Here is a 19,449-nt window from a genome sequence, read left to right on the forward strand (position 1 = left end):
TGTCGATAAGCCTTGATTTTATTGGCTCTTTGTGGAGCGTCGCGACTAAGCCGGGAAAAGCGGATTCATGGGACAGGTCAGACGAGCATGGAGACCGAGCCGTCCTCGCCGTCGCGCCTGGAGGCCGCGTCGTGGAATTCGGCGAGCCCCCACAGCAGCGCGGCCCGCGCGGGCGCCGGCATCGCGGCCAGCACGCGGGTGAGGTCCGCGCGGCGGCGCAGCCGGAGCCGGTCGAGGAGCGCCTGCCCCTCCGGGCTCAGCCGGACGGTCACCTCGCGGCGGTCGCGCCCCGGGTCTCGGGTCAGCAGGCCGGCGGCCTCCAGCCGGTCGCACAGCCGGCTCGCCGACGACACCAGGGCGCCCAGCGTGCCCGCGAGGTGGCTGATGTTGACCGGGCCGCGCTCCAGCACGAACAGCGCGCGCAACTGCGCGGAGGGAACGGGCACGTCCGCGGCGTTGTGGGCGCGCGACCAGACGTCCATCAGGGTGGAGGCCGCGTCGTCGAGCGCGGCGGCGGAGTCCTCGGCTTGCTCACCCGGCGTGTCCACCATGCCCTCCACTGTTACACACGACGCCGTCCGCGGCATACCGGGACCCTGGGGTCCGGCCGCCGGGACGGGCACGTGGGGGCGCCGGTGAGGCGGGCGTCAGCGCGGGAGCTTGACCACGGTGACGAAGAAGTCGTCGATGCGGCGGACGACGGAGATGAACTGGTCGAAGTCGACCGGCTTGGTGACGTAGGCGTTGGCGTGCAGGTGGTAGCTGCGCAGGATGTCCTCGTCCGCCTCGGACGTGGTGAGGACGACGACCGGGATCCGGCGCAGCTCGTCGTCGTCCTTGACCTCCTGGAGCACCTCGCGGCCGTCCTTGCGCGGCAGGTTCAGGTCGAGCAGCATCAGGTCCGGGCGCGGGGCGTCCGCGTACTCGCCCTCCCGGCGCAGGAAGGCCATCGCCTGCTCGCCGTCGTTGACGACGTGCAGCGAGTTGTTGACCTTGTTGTGCTCGAAGGCCTCGACCGTCAGCAGGACGTCGCCGGGGTCGTCCTCGACCAGCAGGACCTCGATGGGGCGCGGGCCTTCATTCATCCGTGTCTCCGTTGTCGGCGTTGTCAGCGTTGTCGGCGGACGGCCGCGCGGGCAGCGTCCAGTGGAAGGTCGTGCCGGGGGTGTCGTCCGGACCGTCGGTGCCGAGCCAGATCCGGCCGCCGTGGTACTCGACGATCTTCTTGCAGAGCGCCAGGCCGATGCCCGTCCCGGTGTACTCGTCGCGCGGGTGGAGCCGCTGAAAGATCAGGAAGATGCGGTCGGCGTACCGGGGCTCGATCCCGATGCCGTTGTCGGTGCAGTGGAACACCCACTCGTCGCCGTCGCGGTCGACGCCGATCGCGACCCGGGGCGGCGCGTCCGGGCGCCGGAACTTGATCGCGTTGCCGACGAGGTTCTGGAAGAGCTGGACGAGCTGCGTGCGGTCGCCGGGCACCTCCGGCAGCTCGGCGACGTCCACCTCGGCGCCGGTCTCCTCGCGGAGGGTCGCCAGGTTGTCCAGTGCCTGCCGGGCGACCTCGTCCAGGGCGACGGCCTCCTCCGGCCGCGCCATCCGCCCCACCCTGGAGAAGCTCAGCAGGTCGTTGATGAGGGCCTGCATGCGCTTGGCACCGTCGACGGCGAACGCGATGTACTGCCGCCCGCGCTCGTCGAGCTGGTCGCCGTACCGGCGCTCGATCATCTGGCAGAAGCTCGCGACCTTGCGCAGCGGCTCCTGGAGGTCGTGGCTCGCGACGTAGGCGAACTGCTCCAGCTCGGCGTTGGAGCGGCGCAGTTCCTCGGTCTGCTCGTTCAGCGCCTCCGTCTGCTCGTTCAGCCGGCGGGTCTTGTCCTCGCTGGCCCGCCACTCGTCGATGATCCGGGCGCGCATCGCGTCGATGATCGCCGCCAGCTCGTTGATCTCCGCCGGGCCCGGGACGTCGGCGAGCCGGTGCCCGAAGTCGCCCTGGGACACGGCCCGGACGCGGCCGGTCAGCATGGAGACCGGTGTCAGCACGGTCCGGCTGAACAGCAGGGCCAGCAGCAGCGCCGCCACGACGACCATGACGAGCGCGGCCACCATCGAGTACTGGGCCGTGCGCGCGCGGGACCGAAGGTCATCGGCGGCTTGCCCGTGGACCTTGACGATGGCGGCCTGCAGTGGCGTCATGTCGCCGCGCGCCTGGTTGAGCAGCCGCCGCGCCCGCTTGCTCTCGTCCGGGTCCAGGTTCCCGCCGCCGGGCCCGGCCGCGATCGGGTCGGCGAACTCGACCCGCCACGTCCGCGAGTCGTCGGTGGTCCTGGCGAGGAGGCGGTCGACGTCCTCGTGGCCCGGCACGCCGCTGAGGAGCCGGCGCATCCGCGCGGCCGACTCCGCCTCGCTGCGGACGGCGGACCGGTACAGCGCGACGTGCTCGGCGCCGCCGTCCTGTGCGTAGTCGCGGATCGCCGTGTCCTGGGTGGTGACGGCCGTCGACAGGCGGAACTGCTCCAGCGTCGCCGGGTCGACCTTGTTGATGAGGACGTCCCGCGCCCGGGTGTTCCCGTTCAGCGCGAGCCCGGCCTGGACGAACGCGGCCAGCAGCAGCACTCCCAGGACGAGCGCGCCGATCCGGTAGATCTGGACGAGCCGGACCCGGCCGAGCCCGTGCCCCTCCGGGATGCCGGCACTGGGCAGCACGACCCCCGGCCCGGCGGTCCGCGGTTCCCGCCCGGTCTCGCCGTCCCGGCTCTCCTCGGTCATCGGCCGGCCCCCCGGGTCAGCAGCAGCACGGCGAGGTCGTCGGCGAGGACGTCGCCGTTCAGGCGCTCGGCCTCGGCGATGAGCCCGTCGACGAGCGCCTCGCCGCGCCGCCCGGCCGCGTGCGCGGGACGGGCCAGCTCGACCAGGCCGGCGAGGTCGAGGTAGTCGCCGAGGTCGCCCGCGTGGCCCTCGATCAGCCCGTCGGTGTAGAGCATCAGGCCCCACGAGTCGCCGAGCTCCAGGTCGAGGGCGGGCCAGTCGGCGTCGGGGAACAGCCCGAGCGCCGGGCCGCGCGGCTCGTCCGGGACGGGGTCGACGCCGTCCGGGCCGAAGAACAGCGGGCGCGGGTGCCCGGCCCGGTGCAGCCGCGCGCTGCGCCGGTCGGGCGCGATCGTCGCCATGCAGACGGTCGTGAAGATCTCCTCGCTCCACCGCTCGTGCCGGAGCACCGCGTCGAGCGTGCTCAGCAGTCGCGGGGCGGTGTGCCCGGCGAGGACGAGCGTACGCCACGCCATGCGGAGCCGGACCCCGAGGGACGCCTCGTCGGCGCCGTGCCCGCTCACGTCGCCGATCACGGCGTGCACGGTGCCGTCCGCGGTCTCCACGGTGTCGTGGAAGTCGCCTCCGAGCAGGGCGCGGTAGCGGCCCGGCCGGTACCGGGTGTGGTGCCCGAGCGAACGGTCGTGCAGGATCGGGACGGGCAGCAGCCCGCGCTCCAGCCGGGCGTTCTCCTGGCTCAGCGCCCGCGCCTCGACGAGCTGGCGCTCGGTCTCGTCGGCGCGCTTGCGCTCGATCGCGTAGCTGATCGCGCGGGTGAGTAGGGCGCCGTCCACGTCCTGCTTGACGAGGTAGTCCTGGGCGCCGGCGGCGACGGCCTCCACACCGACGTGCGCGTCGGCGAGCCCGGTCAGCACGAGGACGGCGGTGGACGGGGCGTGCCTGCGCATCTGGTGGAGCGCGTCGAGGTCCTGCGCGTCCGGGAGGGACAGGTCGACGATGACGCACTGGATGTCGGCGCGCAGCGCGGCGAGCGCCTCGGCCAGCGTGGTCGCGACGGTGATCCGCAGGCTGGGCTGCGCCTCGGTCAGCAGCTCCTCGAACAGGAAGGCGTCGCCGGGCGGCGGAACCGGCGGGGACGGCCCGCGGCCGGGGAGCGGCGGCGGCCCGGCCGTCGCGCTCGACGCCCGGACCGTCCTGCTCGCGGCGGCCGGCCAGGCCGACGGGCAGGCCGAGCGGATGCGGGCGTACTGGCACCAGGTGACGATCTCGTCCAGCACCTTCACGGCGGGGAAGGGCGGCGACCGGTACGCCGTCACGCTGCGGAGCAGGTCGGAGAGCTGGACGCCGAGCAGGCCGGGCGGCAAGGCGTGGGGCGCCGAGCAGAACCTCGGCGTGAGGCCCGCGACGAAGGCGGACGAGGCGGCCTGGCGGAAGGCCGGGTCACCGGACGAGTTCTGGGTCGAGGTTCCCGTCGCGCCGGGCGGCAAGGGACGGGTCAAGGGGTTCATGGCGACGACCGCGCCGGGCGAGCGCCACGTCAGCGGCTCGCCGCTGGTCGACGGCGACAAGGTGTTCTGGCTGGGCCGGAACGTGACGATGAAGGACCTGCGCTCGCTGCCGTCCGACCCCGCGCGGCTCAAGGCGGAACTGCTGCGCTGGTACAAGGGCCACGACACCGAGTCGGGCCGGCCGATGGACTCCGGCGAGTGGCTCTACACCGTGGCGCGCGGCCTGGTGATGGACATGCCGGTGAAGCCCGCCGTGCGCGCGGCCGCGTTCCGGATGCTGGCCGGGCTGCCGGAGGTGCGGTCGCTCGGGAAGGTCACCGATCCGGAGGGGCGGACGGGGGACGCCACCGCGCTGGACGAGAAGACGCGGGCCGGCGTGATCCGGCATGAGCTGATCATCGATGTGCCCACCGGTACGGCGCTGGCCAGCCGGAACGTGATGGTGAAGCCGGCGGCCGGGGCGGCGCTCCCCGCCGGTTCGACGATGAATTCCACGGTCACGCTCACGACCGGCTGGACCGATTCGCGGCCGCGCTGACGCCACTGGCGGAGGGACGGTGCCGCCTGCCGGTGCCGTCCCTTCTCCCGGTGTTAGTGGCCGGGATGTGATCAGGCGCTTTTCGGGGTGCGGCGGGCGGCTTTCTGCGCGGCCCTGCGCTGCGCGGCGGCGGCCCTGGCGCGGTTCATGCTGTCGCGGACCTTGGCGGCGCCGCGGGCGGCGGTCCTGGTGTCCTTGGCGCGCCCGGCGTAAACGGCGAGAACCTCGGCGACGGGCGGCGGCTGCCATTCCTCCTTCGGCACGATCGGCAGGACGGGGGCGGGTGCGGCGGCGGCGGAGTTTCCGGACACGGGGACGAGCGCGAGATGCGATTGGCAGTGCGGGCACTGCACCCCGGGATGGGTGTCTCTGCTCATAACAAGAATCATTACCCAGGGGTCTGACAAAACGACCCCGCGACCTTTCGAGAGGCCGCCGTTATCTGCCCGTGCCCGGCCGTGCCCGGCCATGCCCGTGCAGATCATGTGCTCGTGCAGATCATGTGCCAGTGCAGATCATGTGCGATGGGCGGGCTGGCGCCACGCGGTGGTGGGCGCCCGGCCGCTGGCGTGCCGCGGCCTCCCCTCGTGGCGGGCGAGTGACACGCCCGAGCAGACGAGCGCCGCGATGACCACGATCCACACGACGGCGCGGCCGGCGCGCAGCCCGTAGCCGCAGGTCAGCCAGAGGATGTGCAGGCCCGCGCGGCGCCAGGGGTCGCGCTCGCCGCGCCGCCGCACCTCGTGGGCGTTGTAGCGGAAGTCCCTGGCCAGCCGGCCCTCGTCCAGGTCGTCGGCGGCGCGGGCCAGCGCCAGGTAGAGGGGCCGCAGCCGGATGTCGCGGGAGCCGCCCGCGCCGTGGGCGAGATCTTCGGCGAGCACCGCCCGCGGGGCGCCGCGCCACGGGCCGAGGTGCCGCCCGGGGACGGTCGCGAACGAGCAGCCGCGCCCGATCTTCAGCGTGTCCGGCCGCCGGAGCCCGAGGAACCCGCAGCGGCTCAGGTCGACGCCGGCGAGGGCGAGCCGGGCCGTGTCCGCCCGGCGCAGCGAGACGAGCCGGACGGCGGCCGGGCCGCCCCACGGCGGTTCGGTGAGCCCCTGGATCGGGTGGGGCAGGGACCGGACGGTCGCCGGGCCCTCGAACACGACCTCCTCCAGGTCGAGTTCCGCGTGCCGCAGCCGGAACACCGCGTCTCCGTGGACGGTCGCGCCGCGGACCGTGACGAGCCGCGCCGCCGCGTGCACCCGCAGGGCGCCGTGGACGGCCGCGTCCGTCAGCCCGATCAGGCCGCCCGCCACCAGCGGGCCGAGGCACATGCCGTGCCGGAACCGCGTCCGCTCGAAGTGGGCGTGCCGGGTCACCTGGACGCGCTTGAAGGACACCGGGCCGCCGAAGCAGGCCGCCTGCATCGCCGCGTCCCGTCCGAAGCGCGCGCGGTCGAAGCTGGCCGCGCCCATGAAAACGGCGCGCCGGAACGCGGCGTCGGCGTGCCATCTCGTCTCGCCGAACACGGCGTCGCCGCTGAAGACGACCTCTTCGAACGAGGCGTGCCGGTGGAAGCGGGCCTCGTGGAAGGAGACGTTGCGTCCGAAACGGGCGTCGCGGAACGAGACGTTGCCGAAGAAGCGCGCGTCGTAGAACGACACGCCGCCGAGGAAGCACGCGCCGTCGAAGGAGCTGTCGCCCTCGACGCAGCAGCCGCGCATGCCCGCGTCCGACGTCAGGACGGCGCCGTCGAAGCGCGTCCGGCCGAGGTGGGGGCGCCCGTCCGGGCCGGTGACGGCGTCCAGGACGGCGTTCAGCAGCCAGGCGGTGACGGTGACGCCGCGCAGGTCGAGGTCGGCGCCGGGACGCAGCGCGCCCACGAACTTCTCGAACTCGCGGGGGCGCAGGTGAGCGGCGCAGCCTCCCGTCTCTCCGGCCGCCCGTCCGGTGCAGCCGTGGACGGCCCGGCAGCGTGGCCAGAACACCGTCGGCAGGGAAGGCTCGTGATGGGTCACGACTCTTCTTTTACCCACACGTGAAGGTTCCGTGAACCCTCTTTGTAGTCAGGTCGTTACAACCCGCAGGCCAGGTCCCGCTCGGTCGGGGAAGCCGGAGTGATCTGCGGGAACCGCGGGCATGATCGACGTATCTGATACGTCGGAGAAGGCCGCTAGTTCCACTGTCGTTCACCTTAACCAGGGAAAATTACGGCATGACCGTTAATCCGGGACAACACCTCCCCCAGCAGTCCGAAGCGCTGCCCGATGACCGCTTCCTCGACCGGGAGGAGAGCTGGCTGAGATTCAACCAGCGCGTCCTGGAGCTGGCCGAGGACCCGGACCTCCCGCTGCTCGAACGCGTCCGCTTCCTTTCGATCTTCTCCAGCAACCTGGACGAGTTCTTCATGGTGCGCGTCGCCGGCCTCGCCCGCCGGATGGCGACCGGGCTCGCCGTGCAGTCCGCGAGCGGCCGGCAGCCCCGCGAGGTGCTGGCCCGCACCGGGGAGGTCGCGCACGAGCTGATGCTGCGGCAGGCGGCCTGCTTCCGCCACGAGGTCGCGCCCGCGCTCACCGACGAGGGCATCGACATCCTGCGCTGGGACGAGCTGGCCGAGACCGAGCAGGAGCGGTTGCGGCGCCTCTTCCGCGACCGGATCTACCCCGTCCTCACCCCGCTCGTCGTCGACTCGGCGCACCCGTTCCCCTACATCTCGGGCCTGTCGCTGAACCTCGCGGTGATCGTCCGCGACCCGGAGACGGACGCCACGATGTTCGCCCGGGTCAAGGTGCCGCCGCTGCTGCCGCGCTTCATCGAGGCGTCCCCGGACCGGTTCACGCCGCTGGAGGACGTCATCGCCGCGCACCTCGGGCAGCTGTTCGTCGGCATGGAGGTCGTCGAGCACCACGCGTTCCGCGTCACCCGCAACCAGGACCTGGAGATCGACGACGACATCAGCGAGGGCCTCCTGCAGGCCCTGGAGCGCGAGCTGCTGCGCCGCCGGTTCGGCCCGGTCGTCCGCCTGGAGGTCGAGGAGTCGATCTCCGAGGGGGTGCTGGAGCTGCTCACCTCCGAGCTGGCGGTGGACGAGGGGCAGATCTACCGTGTCGCCGGGCCGCTCGACCTCGGCGGGCTCGCGGCCATCGCCGACCTCGACCGGCCGGAGCTGAAGTACCCCCCTTTCGTCCCGTCCAAGGAGGCGCTTCCTGAGGACGCGAGCATCTTCAGCGCCATCCGCGAGCGCGACGTCCTCGTCCACCACCCGTACGACTCGTTCACCACGACCGTCCAGCGGCTGATCGAGGACGCGGCGACCGACCCGCGCGTCCTCGCGATCAAGCAGACGCTGTACCGGACGAGCGGCGACTCCCCGATCGTGGACGCGCTGATGAGCGCCGCCGAGGCGGGCAAGCAGGTGGTGGTCGTCGTCGAGCTGAAGGCCCGGTTCGACGAGCGCGCCAACATCGCGTGGGCGCGCAAGCTGGAGACGGCCGGCTGCCACGTCGTCTACGGGTTCGTCGGGCTGAAGACGCACTGCAAGCTCGCACTCGTCGTCCGGCAGGACGACGAGGGCCAGCTGCGCCGCTACTGCCACATCGGCACCGGCAACTACCACCCGAAGACCGCCCGCCTGTACGAGGACTTCGGGCTGCTCACCGCCGACCCCGAGGTGGGCGAGGACGTCAGCGCCCTGTTCAACCACCTCACCGGCTACTCGCGGCAGAGCTCCTACAACCGGCTGCTCGTCGCGCCGAACAACCTGCGGTCCGGGCTCGTCCAGCGGATCGAGCACGAGATCGACAACCGGCGGGCCGGACACCCCGCGCGGGTGCGGATCAAGTGCAACTCGCTGGTGGACGAGGTGATCATCGACGCGCTGTACCGGGCGTCGCGGGCCGGGGTGCCGGTGGACGTCTGGGTCCGCGGCATCTGCGCGCTGCGTCCCGGCGTGCCCGGCCTGTCGGACCTGGTCCGGGCGCGCAGCGTCCTCGGCCGGTTCCTGGAGCACTCCCGCGTGTTCGCGTTCGAGAACGGCGGCGAGCCCGAGGTGTGGATCGGCAGCGCCGACCTGATGCACCGCAACCTGGACCGCCGCGTCGAGGCGCTCGTCACCGTCACCGACCGGGCGCAGCGCGACGACCTGCTCGCCCTGCTCGACCGGGCCATGGACGACGGCACCCACGCGTGGACGCTCGCCGGCGACGGCACCTGGACGCGGAACCGGCCCCGCCCCGGCGAGACCCTGCTCGACATCCAGACCCATCTCGTCAAGACCCGCCGCTGGAGGACGATCGATGGCTGACCCCGGGCCCGGCGTCATCCAGGCGGCGGGCGCCCTGCTGTGGCGCGACGGACCGGAGGTCGCGCTGATCCACCGCCCCAGGTACGACGACTGGTCGTTCCCGAAGGGCAAGGCCGACCGCGGCGAGCACCTGCTGCGGGCCGCCGTCCGCGAGACCGAGGAGGAGACGGGCATCGTCCCGCGCCTCGGGCGCCGGCTGCCGACCATCACCTACCCGGTCGGGGACCGCGTGAAGGAGGTCGAGTACTGGGCCGCCCGCCCGGCGGCCGAGAGCGCGTTCACCCCCAACGACGAGGTGGACGAGCTGGTCTGGCTGCCCCCTGACGAGGCGGAGGCCAGGCTCAGCTACCGGCACGACGTCGACCTGCTGCGCGGATTCCTGAGCGGCCCCGCCCGCACGTCGCCGCTCGTGATCCTGCGGCACGCGAGCGCGGGGGAGAAGCAGGCGTGGCGGGAGGCCGACGAGCTGCGCCCGCTGGACGAGACGGGCCGCGCGGAGGCGGCCGGCCTCGCCGCCCTGCTGCACTCCTACGGGCCCATGCGGGTGGTCAGCTCCACGACGGCGCGCTGCCTGGAGACCGTGCTGCCCTACGCGCGCCTGGCCCGCACGTCCATCGTGACGGAGCCGGCGTTCACGGTCGGCGACACGAACCCGGAGCAGGCCGTGGAGCGGCTGCTCGCCCTGGCCGGGGAACCGACGGTCGTCTGCACGCACGGCGAGATCGTCTCCGAGCTCGTCGGCGGGCTGTGCAGGAAGCTGGGCGAGGACGTGCCGGAGAACCCGGAGCTGCGGAAGGGCGAGTTCTGGACCGCCCACCTGGCGGGCGGCTCGATGGCCGCCCTGGAGCGGCACGGGCCCTAGAACGAGGGCCCGAGCGTCTGGGACCACGTGGTCGCGAGCCGGTCCCGGGCGGCCTCGGCCTGGCACTTCTCCTTGCCGTAGAGGGCGCCGAGCGTGAACGCCTCCCCGGTCGTCCTCGCGCGCCCGGCGGCGTTCTCCAGGTGCTCCATCGCGATCACGCCGTCCTGGTAGTCGCCGAGGACCTCCTGGATGCGCTTGGCGTCCTTCACGACCCGCTTCGCCGCCACCCCCAGCACCGGGACCGCCAGCTCGGCGGCGTACCGGGCGCGCTTGGCGGCCTTGCGGGTCTCGTGCCGCGCGTAGTCGGGGTCGCGGGCCGTCCTGATCGACCCGTACTCCTTCGCCATCCGGTCCCACGCGCGGGTGACGAGCCCGGGGAGCTCCTTGCGGGCCTTGCGCTCCGCCCCCATCGCGAACGGCGGGTCGGCGACGAGCCGGTCGAGTTCGTCGAGGAGCGTGAAGTACCGCTCATCCTTCAGGGCCGCGTTCATCCGCCGGTACGCGGCGGCCTCCCGCCGCCGCAGGTCGTCCAGCAGGAAGGCCGGGGCGTCCCGGAACCGCATGCGCAGCACCTCGAGGTCGCGCACCTCGCCGAGGACCTGCGCCAGCCACCGCAGCTCGGGCCCGAGCTCCACCGTCCGCTCGGTGTCGAGGACGGGGCGGTAGCTGCGCAGGGCGCTCCGCGTCCGGCGGACCGCCACCCGCATCCGGTGGACGGCGTCCTCCTCGCCGAGCCGCGCCTTCGGGTCGTACCGGAGGATCGCCTCGACCTGCTCGGCGAGGTAGGCCAGCACGACGTCGCCCGTGGTGATCGACGGCGCCTTCCCGTTGGAGGTGGCCGCGGTGAGGCGCGACCTGGCCGCGGCGCGCTGCGCCGCCGCCTCCGACGGCACGATGGCGGCACCGAGGAGCCGCCCCAGCTTCGAGGACGACGTGGCCTTCTTCGCGCCGGCCTTCCGCAGCCGCTTGCCGGCAGCCTTCAGCAGCTCGGGCGTCCCGCCCGGCCCCAGCTCGACCTCGATCTCCCGCCAGTGCCGCGGCTCGTCGTCCTGCTCGCCGCGCCCGGTCACCAGGTCGTCGGCGACCTCGGCGAGCAGCTCGCCGTCCGGGCCGAGGAGCCGGACGACCGTTCGCCGTGTCTCCAGCGTCGCGACGGGGCGCAGCTCCGCCCCGCGCGTGTGCGCCGCGACCAGCCCCGCCAGCCGCGCCGGGACGACCGACGGCCGGCCGAGCGGAGCCCGCAGCTCCTCCTTGCTGTCCGGCCCGACCTGCACCTTCAGGTGCCATCCGGCGTCCTGCCCGCCCCGCCGCCGGCGCAGCGCGATCTTCGCGGCGGCGAGCCGCAGGTCCCCGGTGTCGAAGTAGGTGGCGTGCAGCTCCTGGACCTCGGGCTCCGCGATCGTCGCCACGCCCGGCAGCCCGTCCAGGTCCGGCAGGGCGAAGGCGGCCGCGGCGTCGTACTTCTGCTCGATCTCCAGATGCCTGTCGGTCACGCTCTACTCCTCCGGGCTGATCGACGACGCGGCGTGCACACCCAAGTGACCAGCATTTCACGCCGAGATGAACGGCAAAAGAAACCTTCCGTACGCTTGACCGTCACACCGCGTGCAGATCATCCGGGGAGGACGGCGCGGCAGGTATGGGCGATCAGGTCGTCCACCGACGCCGGCGGGGGGCGCCTGGCGAGCAGGTGGCGTCGGACGGCGCCGTAGGGCACGTCGACCGTGGCGAACAGGAGCCGGTCGCGGTCGATGCCGCGGTGGCGGGCGTGGGAGGCCAGGGCGTCCGCCGCCCGGGTGTTCAGGGTCTCCAGGTCCGCGGCGAGTTCGGTGGGCCACGCGGCGGCGAGGTCCTGGCGGCGGTGGAGCAGGAGGACCGCGGCCTCGTCCGGGTGCGCGCGGCACCAGCGGGGCGTGTGGAGGGCGGCGGCCACGGCGTCACCGTCCGCCAGGGCCGTGACGAACCCCTCCTGGAAGCGGCGGACGCAGCGGATCCACAGGGCGGCGAGCAGCAGGTCGCGGGAGCCGAAGCGGTGGTAGAGGGAGCCGGACGGGGCACCGAGGCGGGCGGCGATGGCGGCGATGGTCGCGGACGCCGGGCCGTGCTCGGCCGCCACCGCCAGGGCGGCGTCGAGGATCTGGTCCTCGGTGAACTTGGCCGGTCTTCCCATGGCTCCCCTTCGGTGATAGTAGTGAGTTCATTCTAGAACAGATCCTCTAAAAAAGGAGGCGCCATGACGGCGACCGAGATCGTCCGGGGGTTCTACACCGCGACCCAGGCGGGGGACGGGGTGGCGCTCCTCGCGCTGCTCCATCCCGACTTCGAGGCGCACACGGCGCCGGGCCTGCCCTGCGATGCGGGCGGAGCCTTCCACGGGCCCCGGGAGACCCTGGAGCGGGTCTGGGGGCCGGTCTTCGCGGCCTATGACACGGCGCCCTACGCCGAGACCTGGCACGAGACCGCCGACGGGCTCGTCGTGGTGACCGGGCACTACAGGGGCAAGGCGCGGGCCACCGGGCGTCCCTACGACGCCGAGTTCGCCCACCTGTGGCGCGTCACCGACGGCAGGATCTCCTGGCTGCACCAGTACACCGACACGGCGCGCTGGCAGGAGGCCCTCAGGTGAGGTGGTACTTCATGCCCATGTGGGACGGGCGGAAGCCGATCTTCTGGTAGAAGCGGATCGCGTCGGGGCGCTGGCGGTCGGTGGTGAGCTGGACGACGCGGCAGCCGCGGGCGCGGGCCCGGTCGATGGCCCAGTTGATCATCTGCTGGCCGAGGCCGGCGCCGCGGTACTCGGCCGCGACGCGGACGCCCTCGATCTGCGCGCGCTCGCCGCCGGTGTAGGTGAGGCCGGGGATGAAGGTGAGCTGGAGCGTGCCGGCGACCCGCCCGGCGGCCACCGCGACGACGACGGTGTTGTTGGGGTCCTTGTCGATCGCGGCGAAGGCGGAGAAATAGGCCTCCGGAATCTCCTCTCCCGGTGTTTCGCGCGTGGCGCCCAGGGGATCGTCGGCGAGTAGCCGGACGATCTGGGGCAGATCGTCCACGGTCGCCTCGCGGAAGGTCACTTCTTGATCACGCTGCACACTCCCAGGTTATCCAGGCGCTAATTTGCAACGTTCACCCATGTCTTGTAGTACTACGAGTTGTAGTACTACGCTGAGTGGAGACCACCTCCGGACTCCACGGTGGTCTCGTCGCCGCGCAGGGAGATCCAATGCACAACAACGAGAACGAGGAACACTGGACCGACCACGCCATCTGCCGCGGCGCCGATCCCGACCTGTTCTTCCCGATCGGGTACTCCGCTCCGGTGCTCCAGGCGCAGGAGGACGCCGCCAAGGCGATCTGCGCCAACTGCCCGGTGAAGGCCGACTGCCTCGCGTGGGCCCTGAAGGTCGGCGAGCCCGACGGCGTCTGGGGCGGGACGACCCCCGAGGAGCGCCGCTACCTGCGCCGGACCGCCGACGCCCCCGCGCGGCGCCCGCTGCCCGTCATCGTGGTCCGCGGCGACGCCTCGGAGCCCGAGCACGCCTCGGCCGCCTAGTGTCATCCACCTGCGCTGACCACGTACGTTCACCGGGTTGTCGATGGGCTGGATGACCGGCCGGTCCTGAGCGGGTCACGAACCGGATCTCGCGCTGGGGCAACGTGCCGCCGCCTTTCAGATGACGGTCGCCGGTTGCTTTCGGGGCAGGGGCCGCAGGCGCACCACGGTGGGGATCGACCCGCGTTCGAGAGCCGTGCAGAGTCGGGGGATGGCCTCGTCCTGGATGCGCCGCCGCAGCTCGGCGGGGTCAGCGTCCTGTCCGTAGGCGATGTTCAGGTGCAGCTCGGACCGCTTCGACGAACCGATCAGCCCTGCCCGCACCTTGTGTACACCCGGGTACTCGCCTATCTCGGCTTCCAGCGCGCCCGCGATGGCCCTGGCCTCCACCCGTGTCGTGCCGGCCTCGACGTCCGGCTCCAGTGCCAGGCCCCGCAACCGGCCGGAGCGGACGTGCTGGAGCAGCCAGGCCACTCCCAGCAGGACCATGACGACGGCCGCCGCGGCGACGGCCGGCCAGAACCAGCCGTGCTCGTTGCTGAAGCGGCGTGCCTCTCCGAGCACCGGGGCGGAGGCTCGGGCGTCTCCGAAGGCGCCCAGGCCACGGGCGAGGCCACCGCCCCCGGCGGCGGCGAGGACGATGCCGAGCAGGAGCAGGCCGGTGCGGTTGACGTGCGCGGGACGGCGGTCCATCATCCCTCCCGGTGCAGCATTCGCACCGCGACCGAGCGGGTGGGCAGCGGCCCAAGCTGGTCGAGCCGCTCGCGCACGGCCTCGGCGACCCCTTCGTCCAGTCCGGCAGGGGCATGCACGGGTGTCTCCGCGACCACCTTCACCTGCCGGCGGCGCAGCCGCACCCTCCGGACGCCCGACACGCCCGGCGCCCCTTCGGCCGCGGCGGAGACGACGCGCTTGAGCCCGCGCCTGCTCACCCCCATGATCAGGCTCGGGTCCCGTCCGTGGAGTGGAACGATTCGGGACGTGCCCGGCAGCAGCGCGGCCAGCACGAAGCAGACACCGATCAGCGCCAGGGCCGCGAAGATCGCGAGCGCGTACCAGTCGTTCCAGTCCGCGTCCTGCACCCACCTGTACGGGAAGATGTGCGCCTGGCGGTCCAGCGACGCCGAGATGACCTCGATCGCCGTCAGCGTGCCGGTCGCCGCCATCAGCAAGGCCCCGGCGAGGGCCGGCAGCACCCGGCGCGCGCGGAACGCGTGCTTGGCGGCCCGGTCGGCCTTACGCGCACCGGTCGCGCGCGTGCGCGGCTCCGTGGCGGGCCGGGCGCCGGCGCGCGCGGTCACAGCACGGTCCTCTCGCCCGCCGCCGGATGGCTCAACTCGGCCACGTCGACGTCCACCTGCCGGACGGTGAGTCCGGTCAGCCGCGTCACCTGATCGCGGACGCTCTGGCGCACCCGGCGGGCGACGGTGCGCACCGGCATCGGGTACGTCACCGACAGCGTGACCCTGGCCGTGACGATGTCGCCGTTCACCCGCACCTCGGTGCGGGCGGGGCGCCGCCCGGGGACCGTCACGCCGGCGATCGTCCGGCCGAGGCCGCCGGACGCCTCGACGTCCTGGGCGGCCTTGACGACGATGCGCGCGACGGCCTGGTCGCGGATCGTCGTCCTGCCGCGCTCGGTGATCGTCATCGCGGCCGCCGTCTCGCGCTGCCCGGGGAGAAGATCTCCCTGAGGTCGAGACTGCCCTCGATGACGCGGCCGACGACGAAGCCGAGCGCGCCGAGGAACAGCACGAGGAAGAACGGGCCGGCGCCGCCGAACGCTCCGGCGAATCCCAGGGCCACCCCGAAGGCCAGTCCGACCAGAGGCCACAGCATTTTCACATCCATCTGGATCTCCCACTTGGCTCCGCGGGACGCTCACCCGTCTTCGGCCACGCCCCCGATCAGCACATCCACCTTCCGCCGACCGGCCAGCGGACGTACCAGACGCCGGACGTCTTCGGCGATCTCGGCGAAGGGGCGTCCGTACCGGACGACCACCCCCACCTCGATCACCGCCTCGTGAACGGCGACCCCCGCGAACGGGGGGCCGGCACGGTAGGTCACGATCCAGCCGCGTGGACCGGCCGTCAGCCCCAGTACGTCCGGGCATGTCATGGCCGTCTCCGCGACCTGCTCGGCTAGTTCCGCGAGCGGCTCCGGGCCGCCGGCCGCCACCCATGAGCGGGTGGCCGCCGCGCCGGTTCCGCCGACGGCCCCTGACCAGGGCCGGTGGGACGCGCCCACCGCGTCCGCCGGGGTGATCATCGAACTCGGGACTCCTCGGGCCGCGGTTCCGGCTCGTCGCCGGGCACGTGGACGTCGTCCACGGTGATGTTCACCTCGACGACCTCCAGACCGCACATGTGCTCGATCTCGTTGACGACGTTGGTCCGGACGGCTGCGGCCAGGTCGGGGATGGACAGCCCGTAGTCCACGACCAGGTCGATGTCGACGGCTGCCTGACGCTCACCGACCTGCACGGCCACGCCCTGCGTGGTGTCAGCCGCCACGCCCGGCAGACGCTCCCTGACCGATCCGAGCGTCCGGGACATGCCCGCGCCCATCTCGTGCACGCCGCCGACCTGCCTGGCGGCCATGGTGGCGATCTTCGCGACGACGTCGTCGGCGATCCTGGTATTGCCGCCGGAGGTGACGAGTTCGCTCGACCCTCCGTCGGCTCCTCGCTTGCGCATCGTCCCAGCCGCGCCCTGTCCGGCGCCCTGCCTGTCATCCTGGCTCACGATGCCCCCCCATACGCGCATGTGTCGGCTGACGTGCGAGTGATGCTCACGGAGCGTCACCCAAAACCGACATTTGGCCAAAGCTCGGAACAATGACGATCTACTTCGTCGCGGGTGAGGCTCAGGGGCAGGTGGGGACCGCACCGCCGCCGACGCCGAACGGGCCCGTCCGTGCTGGAAGGACCGGCCTGGCCCGCGTCCTGCCCGCGGGCGCTGACGCCCAGACTCGGCGGCCTGGCACCTTCGGGGCGTCCCGAGCGTTGACCACCCAGGGACGTCCAGACATACGGTGGCTGATATGAGCTATACCCCCGACCGGCAGCGTTCCGAATCGCTCGCCAGGCACGGCGCTCGCGCGCTTTCGGCGGGCGTGCTGATCCTGTCCGTGACCGCCGTGATGTGGGTGCTGGAAGCGGTCGACTACACGAGCAACGGGTGGCTCGACCGGTTCGGGATCCAGCCGCGGGACGTCGACGACCTGCCGGACATCTTCACCGCGCCGTTCATGCACGGCGGGTTCGGGCACCTGATGGCCAACACGGTGCCGTTCCTCATCCTCGGGTTCATCGCGGCGGCGCGGGGGATCGCGAAGTTCCTCGTCGCCAGCCTCATCATCATCGTGGTCGGCGGGCTCGGCGTGTGGTTCATCAGCTCCGCGAACACGCTCGGGTCCAGCATCCTGATCTTCGGGTTCTTCGGTTACCTCGTCGGCCGCGGGATCTTCGAGCGGCGGCTGCTCGACATCGGCATCGCGGTCGGCGTCGTGGCCGTCTACGGGACGATGCTGCTCGGCGTCCTTCCGAGCGACCCGACCATCTCGTGGCAGGGCCACCTGTTCGGGCTGCTCGGCGGCGTCCTCGCCTCGTGGGTGCTGCGCCGGGACCCTAGTTCGGCCTGACGGTGACGTCCGAGACCACCGCGTCGCGGGGCGTCTCCAGCGCGGCCACGAGGACGCGCGCCACGGTGCCGGGGGCCGCGAAGTCCTCCTCCGCGTAGGGGTGGCCCTCCTGGGCGCGGACGCTCCGCTGCATCTGCGTGGCCGTCCGGCCGGGGTAGACGCTCGTGACGCGCAGGGACGGCTCCTCCGCGCGCAGCGAGTCGGCGAGCGCGCGCAGGCCGTACTTGCTCGCGGCGTAGGCCGACCACTCCGGGTTGGCGCGCAGCCCGGCGGTGGAGTTGACGAAGACGACGTGCCCTCCGGCGGCGCGCAGCGCGGGCAGCAGCAGCCGGGTCATCTCCGCCGCCGACACCAGGTTGACCGACAGGTGCTCGATCCACTCGTCGGCCTCCATCTCGGCGACCGGCCCGAGATGCACCATCCCCGCCGTGTGGATGAGGCCGTCGAGCCGCGGCGGGATCCCCGCCAGCGCGAGGGCCGCCTCGATGCGGCGCGGCTCGGTCAGGTCGAGCGGGATCGTGGCGATGGTCGCGGCGCGCGGCGGCGAGGCGACCGCGCCCGGGTTGATGACCTGGGTGGCGGCGTTCGCGCCGCCGCGCAGCGCGGCGGCGAGCGTGTCCAGGCGCTCGGCGGAGCGGCCGGCGAGGACGAGGTCGTGCCCGCGCTCGCGCAGCAGCTCGGCCACCGCCGTGCCGATTCCGCCCGTGGCGCCCGTGATCAGATACGTGCCCATGGCCTTCCATTCTCGTCGACCCCCTATCCCGGTGGACGTCGGGGGCCGCGCGTTAGTTCGGGCGCAGGACGCGCGTCGCGCCCGCGATGAGAGCGGTGGCCAGGACCCAACCCGTCGTGACGAGCCCGTAGGCCACCCAGCGAGACCAGTCGACCGCGTCGTAGGACAGCTGCTGCCCGAACGTGTCCAGCGGGATCAGCAGGTCCAGGGTGTAGATCAGCGCGTGGAACGTCGGGAGCTCGTTGCCCGGCTTGATCGGACGCGGATGCTCGATCGAGAACACCGTCGTCCCGATGGCCAGCAGGGCGGCGAACCACGCGAACGCCAGCCACGGCCGGTACCCGAACCCGACCGTCCAGTCGAGCAGGTGGTTCCACGCCTTGCCGACGGGGTTCAGCCCTCGGCGGCGGGCCCGCATCTTGGCGAGCTGCACCTTGCGGGCCAGGTCGTCGTGGCCGATGCCGTGGTACCAGGCGGCGAGCTGCTCGTAGGGCTGGAGATGGAACTCCTCGTCCCGCGACACCCAGTCGAGCCGATGCTTGAACTCGGCGCCGCGCAGCGTCTGGTACGTCATGCCGTTCAGCCACAGCTTGTCCGGCCAGATATCCGGATGATCCTGGATCAGGTCGATCCGGGAGTAGGAGAGCGAGACCCGGCCCTGGATCCGCTCCGCCGGCCACAGCAGCAGCTCGTCCGCCTGGATGTGGCTGGCGTGCAGCGCCATCCGGTCCGGGTCGCCGGAGTCGAGGCGCGCCCGGGAGAACGACAGGATGCCGTTGAAGCGGGCGCTGCGCAGCCGGACGGTGCCGAGCGCGGTGAAGCCGTTGCTGAACTCGGCGGTGTCCTCGACGATCATGTTCTGCGCGTCCAGCGCGATGCGGCCCGGGTTGGCCAGCGTGGTCCGCTCCATGAACAGGCCGCCGTTCATGCGGGCCCCGACGAACCGCACGCCGCCGGTGATCTCGGCGTCCCGGATGAAGGTGCCGACGTCCACGACGAGCCCGCCGCTGAACACCGCCCACTTGCCCGGCTCGGACGCGGTGATGCGGGTGCCGTTCATCCGCAGGCCGCCGCTCAGCTGCGCCCGGGGGAGCCGCACCTCGCCGTCGATCTCCGACCCGGACATGCTGAGGTAGCCGTCCGCGCGGAGCCCGCCGCCGTCGAACCCGGGCATCCAGCAGTTCGAGAACCGCATCTGCCGCGTGTCGGCGTTGGAGAAGTCCGGTTCCTCGACGAACCGGCACTCCGCCAGGAGCAGCTCGTAGTCGACGTCGCCGCCGGACACGTCGAGTTGCCCGGTGACGTAGGCGCCCTGGAGCCGGACGGCCGCGACCGCGCCGGGACGGGTCTCGCAGGCCCCGAGCAGCAGCCGGGTGATGATCTCCGCGCGGACGATCCGCTCGGGGTCGGGGCCGGCGGGGCGGTCGTCGCCGAGCACGACGGTCGAGCCGGTGGGGAACGCGTTCCAGAGGCGCCGTTCCGCGTGGGTGAGTCCGGGGGGTTGGGGCACGGAACCTCTTTCTACGCGGCGATCCCCTCCGCGATCAAGATCGCGGAGGGGA

Annotated in this window: 22 protein-coding genes and 1 pseudogene; 6 read left to right on the forward strand and 17 right to left on the reverse strand. The window is 72.6% G+C overall.

Annotated features, from left to right (window positions below; translation table 11 throughout):
- Positions 1-77 precede the first annotated feature (77 nt).
- From ABGB11_RS31315 to ABGB11_RS31330, 4 genes are all read right to left on the reverse strand, one after another.
- Positions 78-551 (reverse strand): MarR family transcriptional regulator, encoded by a 474-nt coding sequence (locus ABGB11_RS31315; RefSeq protein ID WP_347638725.1) that lies wholly within the window; start codon positions 549-551, stop codon positions 78-80.
- Between the two features lie 96 nt (positions 552-647).
- Positions 648-1,085, reverse strand: coding sequence for a response regulator (locus ABGB11_RS31320; RefSeq protein WP_347638727.1), 438 nt, complete (start codon positions 1,083-1,085; stop codon positions 648-650).
- Entirely contained in the window at positions 1,078-2,766 is a 1,689-nt protein-coding gene (locus tag ABGB11_RS31325) for an ATP-binding protein (protein ID WP_347638729.1), read from the reverse strand. Before ABGB11_RS31325 ends, ABGB11_RS31320 begins: the two co-directional genes overlap by 8 nt.
- Positions 2,763-4,004, reverse strand: coding sequence for a SpoIIE family protein phosphatase (locus tag ABGB11_RS31330; RefSeq protein WP_347638801.1), 1,242 nt, complete (start codon positions 4,002-4,004; stop codon positions 2,763-2,765). The genes ABGB11_RS31325 and ABGB11_RS31330 overlap by 4 nt, the downstream gene beginning before the upstream one ends.
- Here ABGB11_RS31330 and ABGB11_RS31335 point away from each other — a divergent pair.
- Positions 3,886-4,812 (forward strand): annotated as a pseudogene (locus ABGB11_RS31335) (CU044_5270 family protein); the annotation flags it as partial. The gene ABGB11_RS31330 and the pseudogene ABGB11_RS31335 sit on opposite strands and share 119 nt — an antisense overlap.
- A 71-nt stretch (positions 4,813-4,883) precedes the next feature.
- Here the strand turns inward: ABGB11_RS31335 and ABGB11_RS31340 are convergent.
- Together ABGB11_RS31340 and ABGB11_RS31345 are read right to left on the reverse strand one after the other, a co-directional pair.
- Entirely contained in the window at positions 4,884-5,189 is a 306-nt protein-coding gene (locus ABGB11_RS31340) for a hypothetical protein (protein ID WP_347638731.1), read from the reverse strand.
- Between the two features lie 138 nt (positions 5,190-5,327).
- Positions 5,328-6,812, reverse strand: coding sequence for a pentapeptide repeat-containing protein (locus ABGB11_RS31345; RefSeq protein ID WP_347638732.1), 1,485 nt, complete (start codon positions 6,810-6,812; stop codon positions 5,328-5,330).
- 197 nt (positions 6,813-7,009) lie between these two features.
- Here ABGB11_RS31345 and ABGB11_RS31350 point away from each other — a divergent pair, with 197 nt between their 5' ends.
- Positions 7,010-9,097: an RNA degradosome polyphosphate kinase gene (locus tag ABGB11_RS31350; protein WP_347638734.1), complete on the forward strand. Its 2,088-nt coding sequence runs from the start codon at positions 7,010-7,012 to the stop codon at positions 9,095-9,097.
- Positions 9,090-9,959, forward strand: a complete 870-nt coding sequence (locus ABGB11_RS31355) for an NUDIX domain-containing protein (RefSeq protein ID WP_347638736.1) — start codon at positions 9,090-9,092, stop codon at positions 9,957-9,959. The genes ABGB11_RS31350 and ABGB11_RS31355 overlap by 8 nt, the downstream gene beginning before the upstream one ends.
- Here the strand turns inward: ABGB11_RS31355 and ABGB11_RS31360 are convergent.
- The gene (locus ABGB11_RS31360) at positions 9,956-11,452 is read right to left on the reverse strand and encodes a CYTH and CHAD domain-containing protein (RefSeq protein WP_347638738.1); all 1,497 of its coding nucleotides are present in this window, start codon (positions 11,450-11,452) and stop codon (positions 9,956-9,958) included. The two genes, ABGB11_RS31355 and ABGB11_RS31360, sit on opposite strands and share 4 nt — an antisense overlap.
- Positions 11,453-11,571: 119 nt before the next feature.
- Positions 11,572-12,129: a TetR/AcrR family transcriptional regulator gene (locus ABGB11_RS31365; RefSeq protein ID WP_347638740.1), complete on the reverse strand. Its 558-nt coding sequence runs from the start codon at positions 12,127-12,129 to the stop codon at positions 11,572-11,574.
- A 63-nt stretch (positions 12,130-12,192) separates the two neighbouring features.
- Between ABGB11_RS31365 and ABGB11_RS31370 the strand changes: the two genes are divergently transcribed.
- Complete coding sequence (locus tag ABGB11_RS31370) at positions 12,193-12,585, forward strand: nuclear transport factor 2 family protein (RefSeq protein ID WP_347638742.1); 393 nt, start codon at positions 12,193-12,195, stop codon at positions 12,583-12,585.
- Here ABGB11_RS31370 and ABGB11_RS31375 read toward each other — a convergent pair.
- Entirely contained in the window at positions 12,578-13,030 is a 453-nt protein-coding gene (locus tag ABGB11_RS31375) for a GNAT family N-acetyltransferase (RefSeq protein WP_347638803.1), read from the reverse strand. The genes ABGB11_RS31370 and ABGB11_RS31375 overlap by 8 nt on opposite strands.
- A gap of 149 nt (positions 13,031-13,179) precedes the next feature.
- On the opposite strand from ABGB11_RS31375, the gene ABGB11_RS31380 reads away from it, so the two are divergent.
- On the forward strand, positions 13,180-13,509 hold the full coding sequence (locus ABGB11_RS31380; RefSeq protein WP_347638744.1) for a WhiB family transcriptional regulator: 330 nt from the start codon (positions 13,180-13,182) through the stop codon (positions 13,507-13,509).
- A 117-nt stretch (positions 13,510-13,626) separates the two neighbouring features.
- Here ABGB11_RS31380 and ABGB11_RS31385 read toward each other — a convergent pair whose 3' ends face one another.
- Genes ABGB11_RS31385 through ABGB11_RS31410 form a run of 6 tightly spaced genes read right to left on the reverse strand, consistent with a single transcriptional unit; the run spans position 13,627 to position 16,208 of the window.
- A complete protein-coding gene (locus ABGB11_RS31385; RefSeq protein WP_347638746.1) occupies positions 13,627-14,202 on the reverse strand; it encodes an alkaline shock response membrane anchor protein AmaP in 576 nt (191 codons plus the stop codon).
- Complete coding sequence (locus ABGB11_RS31390) at positions 14,202-14,810, reverse strand: DUF6286 domain-containing protein (protein WP_347638748.1); 609 nt, start codon at positions 14,808-14,810, stop codon at positions 14,202-14,204. Before ABGB11_RS31390 ends, ABGB11_RS31385 begins: the two co-directional genes overlap by 1 nt.
- Positions 14,807-15,160: an Asp23/Gls24 family envelope stress response protein gene (locus tag ABGB11_RS31395; RefSeq protein WP_347638750.1), complete on the reverse strand. Its 354-nt coding sequence runs from the start codon at positions 15,158-15,160 to the stop codon at positions 14,807-14,809. Before ABGB11_RS31395 ends, ABGB11_RS31390 begins: the two co-directional genes overlap by 4 nt.
- Positions 15,157-15,345: a hypothetical protein gene (locus ABGB11_RS31400; protein ID WP_250362735.1), complete on the reverse strand. Its 189-nt coding sequence runs from the start codon at positions 15,343-15,345 to the stop codon at positions 15,157-15,159. The genes ABGB11_RS31395 and ABGB11_RS31400 overlap by 4 nt, the downstream gene beginning before the upstream one ends.
- Before the next feature lie 45 nt (positions 15,346-15,390).
- Entirely contained in the window at positions 15,391-15,780 is a 390-nt protein-coding gene (locus ABGB11_RS31405) for a hypothetical protein (protein WP_347638752.1), read from the reverse strand.
- Positions 15,777-16,208, reverse strand: coding sequence for an Asp23/Gls24 family envelope stress response protein (locus tag ABGB11_RS31410; protein ID WP_250362734.1), 432 nt, complete (start codon positions 16,206-16,208; stop codon positions 15,777-15,779). Before ABGB11_RS31410 ends, ABGB11_RS31405 begins: the two co-directional genes overlap by 4 nt.
- A gap of 346 nt (positions 16,209-16,554) precedes the next feature.
- Between ABGB11_RS31410 and ABGB11_RS31415 the strand changes: the two genes are divergently transcribed.
- The gene (locus ABGB11_RS31415) at positions 16,555-17,154 is read left to right on the forward strand and encodes a rhomboid family intramembrane serine protease (protein ID WP_347638754.1); all 600 of its coding nucleotides are present in this window, start codon (positions 16,555-16,557) and stop codon (positions 17,152-17,154) included.
- Here ABGB11_RS31415 and ABGB11_RS31420 read toward each other — a convergent pair.
- Together ABGB11_RS31420 and ABGB11_RS31425 are read right to left on the reverse strand one after the other, a co-directional pair.
- The gene (locus ABGB11_RS31420) at positions 17,141-17,887 is read right to left on the reverse strand and encodes an SDR family oxidoreductase (RefSeq protein WP_347638756.1); all 747 of its coding nucleotides are present in this window, start codon (positions 17,885-17,887) and stop codon (positions 17,141-17,143) included. The two genes, ABGB11_RS31415 and ABGB11_RS31420, sit on opposite strands and share 14 nt — an antisense overlap.
- A gap of 52 nt (positions 17,888-17,939) precedes the next feature.
- On the reverse strand, positions 17,940-19,397 hold the full coding sequence (locus tag ABGB11_RS31425; protein WP_347638758.1) for a hypothetical protein: 1,458 nt from the start codon (positions 19,395-19,397) through the stop codon (positions 17,940-17,942).
- Between the last annotated feature and the right edge of the window lie 52 nt (positions 19,398-19,449).

Source organism: Actinomadura sp. B10D3 (assembly GCF_039871695.1).
Lineage (GTDB): Bacteria > Actinomycetota > Actinomycetes > Streptosporangiales > Streptosporangiaceae > Spirillospora > Spirillospora madurae.